16 protein-coding genes are annotated in these 16345 nt (G+C 41.1%); 10 read left to right on the plus strand and 6 right to left on the minus strand.

Annotation, left to right across the window (positions count from 1 at the left end; genetic code table 11):
* Positions 1-174 precede the first annotated feature (174 nt).
* On the plus strand, positions 175-927 hold the full coding sequence (gene tpiA, locus K5Q22_RS02080) for a triose-phosphate isomerase (protein WP_004298713.1): 753 nt from the start codon (positions 175-177) through the stop codon (positions 925-927).
* Positions 928-1200: 273 nt separating this feature from the next.
* On the opposite strand, the gene yidA is transcribed toward tpiA, so the two are convergent.
* Both yidA and K5Q22_RS02090 read right to left on the minus strand, forming a co-directional pair.
* Positions 1201-2010 (minus strand): sugar-phosphatase, encoded by an 810-nt coding sequence (yidA, locus tag K5Q22_RS02085; protein WP_024377408.1) that lies wholly within the window; start codon positions 2008-2010, stop codon positions 1201-1203.
* Positions 2000-3313, minus strand: coding sequence for an HD domain-containing protein (locus K5Q22_RS02090; protein WP_002936179.1), 1314 nt, complete (start codon positions 3311-3313; stop codon positions 2000-2002). Before K5Q22_RS02090 ends, yidA begins: the two co-directional genes overlap by 11 nt.
* 98 nt (positions 3314-3411) lie before the next feature.
* Between K5Q22_RS02090 and K5Q22_RS02095 the strand changes: the two genes are divergently transcribed.
* From K5Q22_RS02095 to K5Q22_RS02105, 3 genes are all read left to right on the plus strand, one after another.
* Positions 3412-4299, plus strand: coding sequence for a sulfite exporter TauE/SafE family protein (locus K5Q22_RS02095; protein WP_205013280.1), 888 nt, complete (start codon positions 3412-3414; stop codon positions 4297-4299).
* A gap of 11 nt (positions 4300-4310) precedes the next feature.
* Positions 4311-4697 (plus strand): DUF1934 domain-containing protein, encoded by a 387-nt coding sequence (locus tag K5Q22_RS02100; RefSeq protein WP_205013279.1) that lies wholly within the window; start codon positions 4311-4313, stop codon positions 4695-4697.
* Between the two features lie 209 nt (positions 4698-4906).
* A complete protein-coding gene (locus K5Q22_RS02105; protein WP_024406707.1) occupies positions 4907-7591 on the plus strand; it encodes a cation-translocating P-type ATPase in 2685 nt (894 codons plus the stop codon).
* A gap of 276 nt (positions 7592-7867) precedes the next feature.
* On the opposite strand, the gene K5Q22_RS02110 is transcribed toward K5Q22_RS02105, so the two are convergent.
* On the minus strand, positions 7868-8257 hold the full coding sequence (locus K5Q22_RS02110; protein WP_205013278.1) for a hypothetical protein: 390 nt from the start codon (positions 8255-8257) through the stop codon (positions 7868-7870).
* A gap of 133 nt (positions 8258-8390) precedes the next feature.
* Here K5Q22_RS02110 and K5Q22_RS02115 point away from each other — a divergent pair, with 133 nt between their 5' ends.
* From K5Q22_RS02115 to ftsX, 6 genes are all read left to right on the plus strand, one after another.
* Positions 8391-8807 (plus strand): TM2 domain-containing protein, encoded by a 417-nt coding sequence (locus tag K5Q22_RS02115; RefSeq protein WP_205013277.1) that lies wholly within the window; start codon positions 8391-8393, stop codon positions 8805-8807.
* A 170-nt stretch (positions 8808-8977) separates the two neighbouring features.
* A complete protein-coding gene (locus K5Q22_RS02120; RefSeq protein WP_105121853.1) occupies positions 8978-9466 on the plus strand; it encodes a VanZ family protein in 489 nt (162 codons plus the stop codon).
* A gap of 40 nt (positions 9467-9506) precedes the next feature.
* The gene (gene queG, locus K5Q22_RS02125) at positions 9507-10634 is read left to right on the plus strand and encodes a tRNA epoxyqueuosine(34) reductase QueG (protein ID WP_205013276.1); all 1128 of its coding nucleotides are present in this window, start codon (positions 9507-9509) and stop codon (positions 10632-10634) included.
* 34 nt (positions 10635-10668) lie between these two features.
* Positions 10669-11764 (plus strand): peptide chain release factor 2 gene (prfB, locus tag K5Q22_RS02130; protein ID WP_105095241.1). Its coding sequence is split into 2 segments (ribosomal slippage): positions 10669-10740 and positions 10742-11764, totalling 1095 coding nucleotides; the frame shifts between segments, so codons are not numbered across the junction.
* A 142-nt stretch (positions 11765-11906) separates the two neighbouring features.
* The gene (gene ftsE / locus K5Q22_RS02135; RefSeq protein WP_002936190.1) at positions 11907-12599 is read left to right on the plus strand and encodes a cell division ATP-binding protein FtsE; all 693 of its coding nucleotides are present in this window, start codon (positions 11907-11909) and stop codon (positions 12597-12599) included.
* Positions 12592-13521, plus strand: a complete 930-nt coding sequence (gene ftsX, locus K5Q22_RS02140) for a permease-like cell division protein FtsX (protein WP_029184932.1) — start codon at positions 12592-12594, stop codon at positions 13519-13521. The genes ftsE and ftsX overlap by 8 nt, the downstream gene beginning before the upstream one ends.
* Before the next feature lie 52 nt (positions 13522-13573).
* Here ftsX and K5Q22_RS09700 read toward each other — a convergent pair whose 3' ends face one another.
* Genes K5Q22_RS09700 through K5Q22_RS02150 form a run of 3 tightly spaced genes read right to left on the minus strand, consistent with a single transcriptional unit; the run spans position 13574 to position 16337 of the window.
* On the minus strand, positions 13574-13726 hold the full coding sequence (locus tag K5Q22_RS09700; RefSeq protein ID WP_105119105.1) for a FeoB-associated Cys-rich membrane protein: 153 nt from the start codon (positions 13724-13726) through the stop codon (positions 13574-13576).
* Positions 13726-15870 (minus strand): ferrous iron transport protein B, encoded by a 2145-nt coding sequence (feoB, locus tag K5Q22_RS02145; protein ID WP_205013275.1) that lies wholly within the window; start codon positions 15868-15870, stop codon positions 13726-13728. Before feoB ends, K5Q22_RS09700 begins: the two co-directional genes overlap by 1 nt.
* Positions 15867-16337 carry a ferrous iron transport protein A gene (locus K5Q22_RS02150; RefSeq protein ID WP_205013274.1) on the minus strand — a complete coding sequence of 157 codons (471 nt, stop codon included), beginning with the start codon at positions 16335-16337 and terminating at the stop codon, positions 15867-15869. The genes feoB and K5Q22_RS02150 overlap by 4 nt, the downstream gene beginning before the upstream one ends.
* Positions 16338-16345 lie beyond the last annotated feature (8 nt).

Raw genomic sequence — 16345 nt, forward strand, 5'->3', positions numbered from 1 at the left:
TTCGATTGAGTTCCCAGAAATAACAATTATAGTCAGACAACTTAATTGTAACTCTCTACTTTCGGGTAGAGAGTTTTTCTGTAAGTATTCATAAAATGCACAGAAATTCTTTAATCTTAGCTAAGTTTATGCTATAATGTACCTTGTACAATAAATATAGAAGAGGTAAGTGAAATGTCACGTAAACCAATCATTGCCGGTAACTGGAAAATGAACAAAAATCCTCAAGAAGCACAAGCTTTCGTTGAGGCAATTGCAGGAAAATTGCCTGCTGGCGACAAAATTGAAGCAGCTATCGCAGCTCCAGCTGTAGATTTGAACGCTCTTTTGTGGTTCGCTAAAGATTCTGAATTGAAAGTTGCTGCTCAAAACTGCTACTTTGAAGATGCAGGTGCCTTCACTGGTGAAACATCTCCAAAAGTATTGGCTGAAATGGGTGTTAACTATGTTGTTATCGGTCACTCAGAGCGTCGTGATTACTTCCACGAAACGGATGAAGATATTAATAAAAAAGCTCATGCAATCTTCCGTAACGGTTTGACTCCAATCATCTGTTGTGGTGAGTCACTTGAAACTTACGAAGCTGGTAAAGCAGTAGAATTTGTAGGTGCACAAGTTTCTGCAGCTTTGAAAGACTTGACTGCTGAACAAGTAGCATCACTTGTTATTGCTTATGAGCCAATCTGGGCAATCGGTACTGGTAAATCAGCTACTAAAGATGATGCACAAAACATGTGTAAAGCTGTTCGTGACGTTGTTGCTGCTGATTTCGGTCAAGAAGTTGCAGACAAGGTTCGCGTTCAATACGGTGGTTCTGTAAACCCATCAAACGTTGCTGAATACATGGCATGTCCAGACGTTGACGGTGCGCTTGTTGGTGGTGCATCACTTGAAGCAGAAAGTTTCTTGGCTTTGTTGAACTTCTAATATAGTCATTTAGTTTTTCTTTTATTACTTCGAAGTAAGAGGAAACTCCGTTTCCTTATTTCCAACTTCACACACTCCACTGGATTGTGTGAACTCGCTTTGCCGTACTCTTCAGGGGTGACTTGCTCCGCAAGTGCTATCTCCAACCTTGCACAGTCACTCGACTGTACAAGCTGTCTGCAGCTCGTTGCCTAGTACTAAAAGTAAACTAAAAGACTATAACAAAAAGCATCGGATTTTGAATCCGATGCTTTTTTTTGATATTTTAAGAGGCTATTTCAGTACCCATTCTCTCAGAGCGTGGGCTACACCGCTCTCATCATTTGACTTCGTAATGTATTTGGCGATTTTCTTCAGTTCAGGATTTCCGTTTTCCATGACAACAGGATTACCAACAACTTCCAACATTGGACGGTCATTTTCTTGGTCACCGATGGCCATAGTTTGATCCATTGTTAGTCCAAGCTTCTCAGCTAGATGAATGATAGCTTGTCCCTTGTTAACAGTTTTAGGGGTGATTTCCAAATAAAATGGTGCTGATTTTGCTACGTTGTACTTTTCAGTCAAGCTGGTCGGTAGAAGTGGAATAGCAGCATCAAGAATTTCTGGCTCATCAACCATCATTGTTTTGATGATTTCCTTGTCAGCCATTTCTTCAGGAGTGCGATAGAAAATGGGTGCACTTACTAGTGTTGATTCGTAAATGGTGTATTTACCGATGTTACGGTTGGCAGTATAGATACCTTCCTTGGTGCTGGCATGCATTGGGAGCTTGAGTTTACGGGCGGCAGATTCGATGTCGAGATAATCCTCATAAGTCAAGGTATCTTTGACAATATCCTCACCAGTTGCTGCATCTTGGACTAAGCCACCGTTAAAAGTGATGACGTAGTCACCTGCTTCTGTAAGATTGAGTTCTTCTAAAATTGCTTGAACACCGGAAATGGGGCGACCAGTAGCAATAACAATTTTAACGCCTGCTTTTTTTGCTTCTTGGATTGCTGAATGTACTTCAGCTGTAATTTGGTGTTGACTATTTAGTAGTGTACCATCAATATCGATGGCGACAAGTTTAATGCTCATTTGATTCTCCAATTATAAAATGATCGTTATGTATATGGCTGTTAAAATCAGCTATTTGAGGTGCGAAAATCCCTGTTTCTTCTAGCATTTCTTTTGGGAAATAGAAACGGCTATCGCCGTGGATTGTGCCTGATAGGGAGTGAACAATTGGTGATAGAGAGGATAGTTCTACCAAGGTTTCATCTTTGCGATAAATCTCAATTTGAGTCCGTTTCTTTTCTGCATTCGGTCGGTAAATGTCATACGGCAAATCGAAGTTGTGGTGAATAGCAGTATAGTATTCTGGGTCAAACCCGACATCTGCGACCAGGCTACGCAGGCGGTCCAAAGCTTCCTCTTCTTCGGCCTTGAAAGTGATGGATTTGAGCACTTTCCTATTGATATAGCGCTGGGCTAAGTCAGATAAAATACGATCTGGTCCATCTATCCATGATTGAAAGTAAGTATTCATAACTCCATCATCCAGACTGAGGTAGTCGGTTAGACGGATACGATGCTCAAAAAAAGGTAATAGCCGAGGTGAAGTTCGTGCAAAAAACTCCTGTTCACTAGTATATAGTAGTTTGGCACGATTGAGTAAATTCTGCAATAGGACTTCCATAGAGCGGCTTGCTGGATGAAAATAGACTTGCATGTACATCTGGTAGCGGCTGAGAACGTAGTCTTCTACTGCATGCATACCAGATTCTTTGAAGGCAATTCCATTTTCTGTCGGTCGAATGACACGTAATATCCTAGTTAGGTCAAATTCACCATAGTTCGCTCCTGTGAAGTAGGAATCTCGTAATAGATAATCCATTCGGTCAACATCAATCTGGCTCGAAATGAGTTGAACGACCTGTTTATTTGGATAGGTGTGTTTGATAACACTAGCAACCTTGTCTGGAAACTCAGGCGAAACTTGTTTCAACAGAGCATTGATTTCCGTTTCTGGACTAGTAATAATAGCACAGGTCATTTCCTCATGGTCTGTATCAAATAGACGCTCGAAGGTATGAGAATAGGCTCCGTGTCCAACATCATGGAGTAGCGCAGCAACCATGGTCAGTAGGGACTCATTTGTATCCCATATTTGTGGATACTTGTCTTCAAATTTTTGAGTAATCCGTCTGGCGATTTCGTAGGCGCCAAGGCAGTGCGAAAAGCGGCTATGCTCGCCACCATGGAAGGTATAGGAAGTAGTCCCTAGTTGCTTGATGCGGCGTAGTCGCTGAAATTCTTTTGTATTGATAAGTTTATAAATCAGCTCATGATCAACATGTACATAGTTATGAACTGGATCGCGAAATACTTTTTCTATCATAGTTTTATTATAACAAAAAAGGGAGATAAATTCCTGATTTTTCTAAAACACAAGGATATTGCTATGTATCCAAAGGAATCTTTTGGTATAATGGAGAAATGAATAATCAAATTATCTTATTAACTATTCAGGTTTTTATTATAGCCCTGATTCTTTGGATGCTTTACACAATTCTATCCTATGCTAAAAAGCACGATATTTCTCTAAAAGAGAAATTTTGGACAGGGTTTGGTATCGGTTATGTTACTGATTTGCTAGACACCTTGGGGATTGGAACCTTTGCAACGACAACCACTATGTTTAAACTGACAAAGTTGGTGGAAGACGATCGTAAAATTCCTGCGACCATGACAACGGCGCACATCATACCAGTCTTAGTAGAGGCGCTATTGTTTATTACGATAGTTGAGGTTGACATGGTCACTCTGATTGCTATGGCAGTAGCGGCATTTACAGGTGCCTTTATTGGTGCCAAGGTAACTCAAAAATGGGATACAAAGAAAGTTCAACGAATTCTTGGGATTTTGCTAATTATTGCAGCCTGTTTCATGGTCTATCGCATGATTACTAACCCTGGCGCAGATCTTACCAATGAAGTAAAGGGCTTAACTGGTTGGAAACTGGCTGTTGGTATTGCCTTTGATTTTATGGTGGGAATGCTGATGAGTATGGGACTGGGTAACTATGCTCCTGAGTTAATCTTCTTCTCATTGATGGGAATTAGTCCAGCGGTTGCTCTTCCAGTTATGATGTTGAATGCTGCTATGATTATGACAGCGGGTGCCAAGCAGTTTATCCAATCAGGACGAGTAAACTGGCCAGGAGTTCCAGGAATCATTGTCGGTGGGGTGCTGGGTGTTTTGACAGCCGCTTTCTTCTTATCAAATTTGGATATTAATAATTTAAAAATTTTGGTAGTCTTCATTGCAGCGTATACAGGCTTTACTCTGCTTCGTTCTTCCTTTGTTACTAGGATTAAAAAATAGTAGGAGGACCTATGGATATTTATTTACGAAATGAAATTGATTTGGATGGGCAGATTGAGGTAGTTGATCAGCAATTTCAAGTGGAAGTTAAGGAAAAAGATGGCACTCTCTATCTCATTTATAGTAACGATGAAGCTGAAAAAGTTGTCATAAAATGTGACGAAGAAGAGTTAGTGATGACACGCTTTTCCACTCCGAAGTCTATTATGCGATTCATTTCTGGTAAAGAAGCTATTGTGACCATTCCTACACCGTTAGGAATCCAGCATTTTGTGACCGATACAAAACGTTACCAATTAAACCATTCGGATCAAAGTGTCCAGTTGCAATATGAATTAAAGGGATTGGAGAACCAGCAAGTTTTTGCTTCCTATGATTTGGAAATCTCGTGGAAATAATCCCTTATTTCCAGAAAAATATTCTTGAATTTCTCGGGATTTTTGATATAATAGTTAACAAATCGAGGGAGTAGCTAGCGGAAAGTTCCGTGATATTGTCGTCAATCCGACTTGTTTCCGGCAATATATTAAATAGCGAGACTTGTTTTAATAAGACAGGTCTCTTTTTTATTTGTTAGGTAAAAAAGAGACCGAGAAGGAGAAGGAAATTGTCAAAAGAACAAAAACGCGATTTGTTTTATACACAGAGCGAAGAGCAAGTATTGTCAAGCATGGGGTCTTCTTTGGACGGTTTGTCTAGTGATGAGGCAAGCAAACGTCTAGCAGACTACGGTCGTAACGAATTGGATGAGGGTGAAAAACGCACACTCTTAGCTAAATTCTTGGATCAGTTTAAAGACTTGATGATCATTATCTTGATTGCAGCAGCAATCTTGACGGTGATTACAGAAGGTTCACACGGTTTGACAGATGCCATTATCATCTTGGCCGTGGTTATCTTGAACGCTGCCTTTGGTGTTTATCAAGAAGGGCAAGCTGAGGCAGCCATTGAGGCGCTAAAAAACATGTCAAGCCCAGTTGCGCGTGCGCTTCGTGACAATCATGTAGTCGAGGTTGATTCTAAAGACTTGGTACCAGGTGACATCGTCTTGCTTGAAGCAGGTGATGTTGTTCCTGCCGATATGCGTTTGTTGGAAGCTAACTCCCTCAAAATCGAAGAGGCAGCTCTTACAGGTGAGTCTGTACCAGTTGATAAAGATTTGTCAGCAGTTTTGGCTGAAGATGCACCAATCGGTGACCGTGTCAACATGGCTTACCAAAACTCAAACGTTACTTACGGACGTGGTCTTGGTGTGGTTACAAATACAGGTATGTACACTGAAGTTGGTCATATTGCTGGTATGCTTGCCAATGCTGATGAGACTGATACACCATTGAAACAAAACTTGCACCAGTTATCAAAAGTCTTGACATATGCAGTTCTTGTAATTGCTGCGGTAACGATGGCTGTTTCGGTATTTGTACGTGGAGAAGGTATCTTACCTGCTCTTATGACTTCTGTAGCTCTTGCGGTTGCGGCCATTCCTGAAGGTTTGCCAGCTATTGTTACAGTGGTTCTTTCGCTTGGTACACAGGTCTTGGCTAAGCGTAACTCGATCATCCGTAAGTTGCCTGCTGTTGAAACACTTGGTTCAACTGAAATCATCGCATCAGATAAGACTGGTACCTTGACTATGAACCAGATGACTGTTGAAAAAGTTTATACAAACGGTCAATTGGTGGATGCTAAAGAAGCTTTGGATGCAAGCAATACAACGCTTCGTGTTATGAACTTTGCCAACGATACAAAAGTTGACCCAACTGGTAAATTGATCGGTGATCCAACTGAAACGGCACTTGTTCAATTTGGTTTGGATCAAAACTTTGACGTTCGTGAAGTCTTGGTATCTGAGCCTCGTGTGGCTGAATTGCCATTTGATTCAACACGTAAATTGATGTCAACCGTTCACCAACAAGCTGCTGGAAACTTCTTCGTAGCTGTTAAAGGTGCTCCAGACCAGTTGCTCAAACGTGTAACGCAAATTGAAGAAAACGGTACAGTTCGTCCGATTACCGATGCAGATAAACAAGCCATTCTTGCAACTAACAAAGAGTTGGCTAAACAAGCCCTTCGTGTCTTGATGATGGCATACAAGTATGTTGATGCTATTCCTGAATTGGAATCTGACATTGTTGAAAATGACCTTGTCTTCTCAGGTTTGGTTGGTATGATTGACCCTGAGCGTCCTGAAGCGGCAGAAGCTGTTCGTGTCGCTAAGGAAGCGGGTATCCGTCCAATCATGATTACAGGGGACCACCAAGATACTGCTGAAGCAATTGCGAAACGTCTTGGTATTATTGATCCAAATGATACAGAAGACCATGTATTTACAGGTGCAGAGCTCAATGAATTGACGGATGAAGAGTTCCAGAAAGTCTTCAAACAATATTCTGTATACGCTCGTGTATCTCCAGAACATAAGGTTCGTATCGTTAAGGCGTGGCAAAATGATGGTAAGGTTGTTGCCATGACTGGTGACGGTGTTAACGATGCGCCATCACTTAAGACTGCCGACATTGGTATCGGTATGGGGATTACAGGTACGGAAGTATCTAAAGGTGCCTCTGATATGGTCCTTGCAGATGACAACTTTGCGACTATTATCGTAGCGGTAGAAGAAGGACGTAAGGTCTTCTCAAACATCCAAAAAACCATCCAATATCTCTTGTCAGCTAACACTGCTGAAGTATTGTGTATCTTCCTTGCAACCCTCTTTGGTTGGGACGTATTGGAGCCAGTTCATCTTCTTTGGATTAACTTGGTAACAGATACACTTCCAGCGATTGCCCTTGGTGTTGAACCTGCTGAGCCAGGTGTTATGCAGCACAAACCTCGTGGCCGTAACTCAAGCTTCTTCTCAGGTGGTGTATTGAGCTCTATTGTCTATCAGGGTATTCTACAAACAGCATTAGTACTTGGTGTCTATGGTTTTGCACTGCTTTACCCAGAACACAGCACTTATGAAGAAATCCATGCAGATGCTCTTACGATGGCATATGTTACTCTTGGATTGATTCAGTTGGTACATGCCTTCAACGTTAAGTCTGTTTACCAATCTATCTTTACCGTTGGTCCATTTAAGAATAAGCTCTTTAACTGGTCTATCGTAGCAGCCTTCTTGCTCTTGATGGCGACTGTTGTGATTCCAGGATTCAATACCTTCTTCAAGGTATCTATCTTGACACCAACTCAATGGATGGTAACAGTAATCGGTTCAGGTCTCATGGTTGTCGTTGTAGAAATTGTTAAATTTGTTCAACGTAAGTTGGGCTTGGATGAAAAAGCTATCTAATATAGTTATTCAGCTTATCTTTTATTACTTCGTTAACTCGCCTTGGGAGTGGGAAAGAACTCAACCAAGATAAAAAGAGTTCGTCTTCCCACCCCCGCACAGTTGATTAGGCCAGATTTGGAGTGCAAAACACGAACAAATCTGCCAATCAACCACTGCGCTGAGATGTTGACACGAACTCTGAGTAGTGGTTCTGGGCTTGAGCCCAGCCTCCTGCGACTCGTTGCCTTGTACTAAAAGCAAACTGAAGACTATATCATTTGAAAAAGCTCAGATTTAGTGGTCTGAGCTTTTTTCTGTACTGATAATGTATTTTGGGAAGATTCCTTGTCCCCAAAATGTAAAGATTAGAGATGTAGCAAGTAGGATTATCTTTATCATCGTAGAAAATTGGAAAAAGATGACAATTGGAAGGACAGCCAAGCTGAAATAGTAGAGGGAGAAGTACCTACTACTTTCCACTATTTGGACCCTATCGCCGTCTTTAACTTGAATGCTTGATTTTTTATCCCCTCGAACGCTTAGTGTAACAGATGATTGTGTAATTGGTAAGCTTAGAATTTTTCCTTGAGTAACTGTCCCAGCAATTTTTCCATCTACCAGGAGTGGAAGTTTTTGGGAGGATAGTTGTTTGATAGGTTTTGGATAATGAATAGTAACTCTCATATGAACCTCCTTGTAATCTAGTTTCATTATAGCAAAAAAAGAAAATATGTAAACGATTTCTGACACTGTTTTCCACTGTAGGCTTGCTTGAAGAATAAGAAACTGCTATAATTTTGAAGAGGTAGGAGTTTATATGAATTATCTTCAGAATTATATTTTAAGTAAAAGCAGTTATTTGCCATCTGATAAGTTATTCATTCTGCAAAAAGAACTAGAAGATTTAGATGATGAGGCTTTAAACGTTCTTATGATGGTTGAGATGCGTCACCCTCTTGTCGCTCTTATTTTGGCTATTTTCTTCGGTGAGTTTGGTGTCGACCGTTTTTATGTCGGGAATAAAGAATTGGGATTTGCTAAGCTGATTGCTTTTGCAGTATCTTTTGTTACGCTATTTATCTTGATTGGGTTCTTGTTATTTTTGGGACTTTATTTGTGGAAGTTTATTGATTGCTTCTTAATCATGCGAGCATGTAAGGAGGCGAACTTTGAGCGTTTGATGCTACAGATCCATCAATATAAGGTTTTTCAGCATAGCAATCAGATATTTTAAGTAAGATATTTTTTTGAATAAGGGGAGGCTTGGTATTGTCTTCCTTTTCTGTTTTTTAGCAGGATGTAAAGTACTTGTAATATGGAACGAGCTTTGTCACAGAAGTGACATTTTATGGAGCAGCATTTATGATATAATGATAAAATATGCTAGTTGAGAGGAGAATTTCTATGCAGACAAAGAAAATGAGTATGTTTTTATTTTTTGCCTATCTCCTTTTACTTACTTGGATGATTGTCTTTAAGATGGACTTGAGCATCTTATATGGACGCTATGGTTATGCTAGTATAAACTTAATTCCGTTTGCAGGAACAGCAGTCTATGATGGAGTGCTGGATTTTCCAGAAATTCTATTTAATATTGTAAGTTTTATTCCCTTTGGTATTTATATGGAAATGCTATTTCGCAAGGCATCGTGGGTGGCTAATCTATGTTTGATTATGTTAGTGAGTCTCTGCTTTGAGGTTCTGCAATATTTTCTTTTGCTTGGAGTTGCAGATATAACCGATTTACTGGCTAACGGCTTAGGGGGAGCAATCGGTATTAATGTCATGTATGTCTTGACCAGTATTTGGCGGGAGAAGGCCTATGTTCGTATGAATGTTTTTTGTTTTGCGCTAACGCTTTTTGTTATATTAATAACTTATTTAGCTATGTAGGTCTTGCTAAATATATCCAAAGTTTGCTAAAATGAATATAATGAATATTAAGGAAGAGATTATTAAATTATCTCAGGAAATTGGAATCTCGAAGATTGGTTTTACAACGGCTGATGATTTTGCTTATTTGGAGAAATCACTTCGTGCTAGTCAGGAAGAGGGGCGTTCGTCAGGATTTGAACATAAGAACATTGAAGAACGTATCCGTCCCAAACTGTCGTTAGAATCTGCCAAAACCATCATTTCTATCGCGGTGGCTTATCCACGCCATCTGCCTGTCAAACCGCAGAAGACCCAATACAAACGTGGGAAGATTACCCCTAGTTCATGGGGACTTGATTACCACTATATCTTGCAAGATAAGATGGAGCGTTTGGCACGGGGAATTGAGAAACTGACGGATGGTTTGGAATATAAGGCCATGGTGGACACTGGTGCCATGGTGGATACTGCTGTTGCCAGAAGAGCTGGAATAGGCTTTATCGGTAAGAATGGGCTAGTCATTTCTAAGGAATTTGGTTCCTACATGTTCTTAGGAGAATTAGTGACCAACCTGGACATCGAACCAGATCAACCAGTAGATTACGATTGTGGTGATTGCAATCGCTGTGTTGCAGCCTGTCCGACGTCTTGTCTATTAGGTGATACGACCATGAATGCCCGTCGCTGTCTGTCCTTTCAGACACAAGATAAGGGTATGATGGACTTGGAGTTTCGTAAGAAAATCAAGACGGTCATCTATGGTTGTGATATTTGCCAGATTTGTTGTCCTTACAACAAGGGAATTTCCAGTCCACCTGTGGTGGAGATCGACCCTGATTTGGCTGAGCCTGAGCTGATTCCATTCTTGGACTTGTCAAATGGGCAATTCAAGGAAAAATTTGGCATGATTGCTGGTTCTTGGCGAGGGAAAAATATTCTCCAGCGCAATGCCATCATAGCCTTGGCTAATAGTAATGATCGCTCTGCTATTCCCAAACTCCTAGAAATCATCGATAAAAAACAAAATCCGGTCCACATGGCAACGGCTATCTGGGCCTTGGGGCAATTGGTCAAACAGCCCAATGATGAAATGGTAGACTTTATCGCAGGTATTTCATCAGACAATGATGATGTTATAGCGGAGCAAGCAGCCTTTCTCAACATGGTCAAGGATTTACAAATGTGATATAATAAAGATTATGAATAAAAATGAGGTGTATATGGATACAGCAGAAATTCGCCAAAAGATTGAAGAACTTGGCAAAAAATTAACTTCTTTTAGGGGGTCTCTTTGACTTAGAAGGTCTGGAAGAAGAGATTGCCATTCTTGAGAACAAGATGACGGAGCCAGATTTCTGGAATGATAATTTGGCAGCCCAGAAGACGTCTCAGGAGTTGAATGAATTAAAAAATACTTATGGAAATTTCCATCAGATGTTGGATTTATATGATGAATCTGAAATTTTGCTAGATTTTCTAGCAGAAGATGAGTCTGTTCGGGAAGAGTTGGTTGAAAAGTTGGCAGAATTGGACAAAGCCATGACTGCCTATGAGATGACCTTGCTCTTGTCGGAACCCTATGATCACAATAACGCTATCTTGGAAATCCATCCAGGTTCGGGTGGTACCGAGGCACAAGACTGGGGAGAAATGCTCCTGCGGATGTATCAGCGCTATGGAAATGCCAAAGGTTTTACAGTAGAAACATTGGATTATCAAGCTGGTGATGAGGCAGGTATTAAGTCCGTGACTCTAAGCTTTACTGGGCCAAACGCCTATGGCTTGCTTAAGTCAGAAATGGGTGTTCATCGTTTGGTGCGCATCTCACCTTTTGACTCAGCTAAGCGTCGTCATACTTCCTTTACATCTGTAGAGGTAATGCCTGAGTTGGACGATACCATTGAAATTGAAATCAGAGATGATGAAGTGAAGATGGATACCTTCCGGTCAGGAGGTGCTGGTGGACAGAACGTCAACAAGGTCTCAACGGGTGTTCGATTGACGCACATTCCGACAGGGATTGTGACTCAGTCCACAGTTGACCGTACTCAGTATGGAAACCGAGACCGTGCAATGAAACTCTTGCAGGCTAAATTGTATCAATTGGAGCAGGAGAAGAAAGCGGCAGAAGTAGACTCACTCAAGGGAGACAAGAAAGAGATCACTTGGGGAAGTCAGATTCGTTCTTATGTCTTTACACCTTATACAATGGTAAAAGACCACCGTACTGGTTATGAGGTGGCTCAAGTCGATAAGGTTATGGACGGAGACTTGGACGGCTTTATAGATGCTTATTTAAAATGGCGAATTAGCTAAGAATCTGTATTTACAAGTGAGGTGCTTGTATATAAGAGATAGTTTTTCGCTCATCAAGGAAGTTTTTTGAGAGAATACGGACTGTATTTTGAAAAAAACGTTCTCAAATCTAAAGAAAGGACTGTCTAAGACAGGAAATCCTATGGGAATAATAGAAATGAAAGACGTTTCCAAGAAATATGGAAACGGAACGACTGCCCTTCGCGGAGTATCAGTCAATGTTGAAGCGGGAGAATTTGCCTACATTGTAGGTCCTTCTGGTGCAGGTAAGTCAACCTTTATCAAACTCTTGTATCGGGAGGAAAAGCTCGATAAGGGGAGTCTAAAGGTTGGTAAGTTTGACCTTGCAAAAATTAAAAAGAGAGATGTTCCTCTTCTACGTCGTAGTGTAGGAGTGGTTTTCCAAGACTACAAACTCTTACCTAAAAAGACTGTCTTTGAAAATATTGCTTATGCGATGGAAGTTATCGGTGAGAAACCACGGAATATCAAGAAACGTGTAATGGAAGTTTTAGATTTGGTTGGTTTGAAGCACAAGATTCGTTCTTTCCCAAATGAACTTTCAGGTGGTGAGCAACAGCGGATTGCTATTGCCCGTGCCATTGTAAATAATCCTAAAGTATTGATTGCTGATGAACCAACTGGTAACTTGGACCCTGAAAACTCTTGGGAAATCATGAATCTATTGGAGCGAATCAATTTGCAGGGGACAACGATTTTGATGGCGACACACAATAGTCAGATTGTGAATACACTTCGTCATCGTGTTATTGCGATTGAAGATGGTCGTGTAGTACGTGATGAAGCGGAAGGAGAATATGGATACGATGAGTAATCGATTTTTTAGACACTTTATTGAGTCATTGAAGAGTTTGAAGCGAAATGGTTGGATGACGATTGCAGCCATTTCATCTGTAGCCATTACCCTTACCTTGGTTGGTCTATTTGCTTCAGTTATTTTGAACACAGCAAAGCTCGCTTCGGATTTGGAACAGAATGTACGTATCAATGTATACTTGAGAGCGAACTCAACTGATCAAGCTGAGACGATTGTGAACGAAGCAGGAGAGACGGTAGCTAATCCAGATTATCAAAAGGTGTATAATCAGATTACAGCCTTAGAAAATGTACAATCTGTTACTTATTCGAGTAAGGATGAACAGTTGCAGAAATTAACAGCTACCTTGGGAGACACTTGGAACTTATTCCAAGGAGATGCCAATCCACTTTACGATGCTTATATCATTGATACGACAGATCCAAATTATGTTAAATCTGTGGCTGCAGAAATTGCAAAAATTGATGGTGTTACAGAGGTTCGAGATGGTGAAGTAGAGACAGAGCGTATTTTCAAGTTGGCTGATTTAGTTCGGACTTGGGGATTGGCAGCGACTGGTTTATTGCTCTTTACGGCGGTCTTCTTGATTTCCAATACTATTCGAATTACCATTATTTCTCGTAGCCGTGAAATTCAGATTATGCGTCTGGTTGGTGCTAAAAACAGTTATATTCGTGGACCATTCCTCTGGGAAGGTGCCTGGGTAGGGTTCCTCGGAGCTATTTTACCTTCTGTTTTAGTCTATTCTCTTTATAAGATGATCTATACTTCAGTAAATGCTAGTCTTGCTAGTCAAGATTTGTCTCTGATTAGTATGAATGTCTTTGTTCCAGGAATGATTGGCGCACTTTTTGTAATTGGTATTATTATTGGTTCCTTGGGATCAGTCATTTCCATGAACCGCTACTTAAAAATTTAATAGACAAGCTACATGTAAAAAGGTCTGCACAATAATGAGGCAGACCTTTTTGTTATGGATGTCTATGGTGAGAAGATTTGTTCATCTCTTGCTTAATAGTACAGTCGCAGGAACAATCTCCGCAGGATCCTTTTCCTTTGATGAGACTGCGAATAGCAAGAGAAAATAAGATGACGATGATGAGAAAGAGGATAAGAGTAGGCATTAATATTCTCCTTTTTCTAATGTTTTTAGTGTGACGATTGGAAGGGGATTGGCTGGTTTTTTTACTAGGCTGTAGATGGCTGTGATAATTAGAAAGATAGCGATAAATGTCCAGACGGTTGGTAATTGTCCGTAGATAAGTACAAGACCAAGCTGATAGATAACCAAACTACTTGCATAGGCTAAACCTGTTTGAAAACCGATAGCAATCCATGTCCACTTGGCTTCTCCCATTTCACGGTGAATGGCACCAATAGCCGCAAAACAAGGGGCACAGAGGAGATTGAAGACTAGGAAGGAATAGGCTGACAATGCTGTATAGTCTTGTTGTAAAAGCCCCCAGAGTTCGGGATTTTCTTCGGTTGTTTCTCCTAATTTATAGAGGATACCAAAGGTGGCAATGACGGTTTCCTTGGCTAAGAGACCTGTAATGGCTGCAACAGTTGCTCGCCAATTTCCGAAACCAAGTGGAGCAAAGAGGAGAGAAAAACTGCGTCCAATGGAGGCTAAGATACTCTCATCTGTCTCTACCATTTGTAAAGACCAATTATAGGAACTACTGAACCAAATAATGATGTTGGTCACAAATATAATGGTACCAGCTCGTTTGATAAAACTAAGGGCCTTATCGAATGCATACCGGAGAACCGTACTGAGTTTCGGTAAGTGATAAGATGGTAATTCCATGATAAAGGGGCTTGCGACTCCACCGAGCTGCTTGGTCTTTTTTAGTGCCATTCCGGATAGGACGATGGCGGCCATACCGACAAAATAGGCGCTTGGGGCAATCCAAGGATTGTCAGGAAAGAAAGCACCGGCTACCAGCGAAATGATAGGAAGTTTGGCAGAACAGGGCATGAAGGTTGCTGTCATAATGGTAATTTTCCGGTCCTGTTCATTTTCAATAGTCCGACTTGCCATGACTCCAGGAACGCCACAGCCTGTGGAAATCAACATGGGAATAAAGGATTTGCCTGATAGACCAAAACGTCTAAAAATCCTATCCATGACAAAGGCGACTCGGCTCATATAGCCAATGTCTTCCAAGATTCCCAAGCAGACGAAGAGGACGAAAATTTGTGGTACAAAACCGAGAATGGCTCCGCATCCTGCAATAATGCCATCAAGGACCAGTGATTGTAGCCAGCCAGCGATTTCAAATCGATCTAGATTTTCCTGAATAAGGCCTGGAACAAGCTCTCCGAATAGGACATCATTTACCCAGTCCGTCCCCATTGTACCAACCGTTTGAATAGACAGGAAGTAGGTCAGCCACATGACTGCCGCAAAGATAGGGAGGGCAAGAAAACGATTGGTAACAAGTCGGTCTATGTTATCAGACAGGTTAAAAGCCTTATCGCTGTCTTTTGTGACCAGTTCTGTGATTTTCTCGATAAATTGGTAGCGTTGATTGACGATAATGGCTTCCATATCGTCTGCGTAAATTTTTTCCAAAATGGCAATGATTTCGGTCAAATCAAGCATGTCTTGTGCATTGAGTTGCAATTGGTCCAGAATGACTTGATCTTGTTCGAGTAGCTTAATGGCGTAGAAGCGTTTTTGATGATTTGGGATGGAATCCGATAATAGGTCAATAACTTGGGCGAGACCGGCTTCAAATTGCTTATCATACTGAGGATAGATTGGCTCGGCTTGCTGATTGGTAATTTTTTCTACTTCATGGAGGAGCTGGGATATACCTAGCTTTTTTAGTGCACTGATAGGCTGTACAGGAACTCCCAGTTGATAGGAGAGTTGGTCGCTGTTTATTGAGCGACCTTGACTTTTCAGGGCGTCTGTCATATTGAGGGCGATAACAGTAGGAAGGCCCATTTCTAATAACTGCAAGGTCAGATAGAGATTTCGCTCCAAGTTTGTTGCATCAAGGACGTTGAGGATAGCAGCTGGTTGGTCCGCTATCAAATAATCTCTGGCAACCCGTTCTTCTGGTGTGTAGGGAGACAGCGAGTAGATACCTGGTAAATCTTGAATTAGTAAATGCTTTCGCTTTTTGATTGTTCCAGATTTTCTTTCAACGGTGACTCCAGGCCAGTTACCAACACGTTGGTTGGTCCCTGTTAGGAGGTTGAAAAGAGTTGTTTTTCCGCTATTTGGATTTCCTGCAAGGGCGATGTGTTTTGTCATTTCTTCACCTCGCTTGTGATTTGAACACCAATCATTTGCGCTTCGGATTTGCGTAGTGTCAGCTCGTATCCTCTCAAGGTAATTTCGATTGGATCGCCCAAGGGAGCGACTTTTTTGAGAAATAGCTGCGTGTTCTTTGTAAGTCCCATATCCATGAGGCGACGACGGAGTGCACCTGTTGCATAGATGTCCATGACCTTAGCTGAGCTACCAATAGGTGCCTCAGATAGATTGATTATTTCCGTAGCTGACTTTTCTATTAAAACCAGAGATTCAATAATTTCTCTGTCTAGGGCTAGACGGCTTGCCTTGACTTGGAAAATAGCATTGGTCTTGGTTTTTGAAATGATGCGAATCTCTTCTCCGACTTTTAAACCCAAGTGCGCTAAGTGTTTACGAATATCATCTTGCGTTAGACAATATTTGACTAAATAAGATTGTCCAACTTGAAGGTTTTGCAGTTTCATATCGTTTC

The sequence above is a fragment of the Streptococcus sp. 2018162 genome (genome assembly GCF_019754175.1).
GTDB classification, from domain to species: domain Bacteria; phylum Bacillota; class Bacilli; order Lactobacillales; family Streptococcaceae; genus Streptococcus; species Streptococcus hashimotonensis.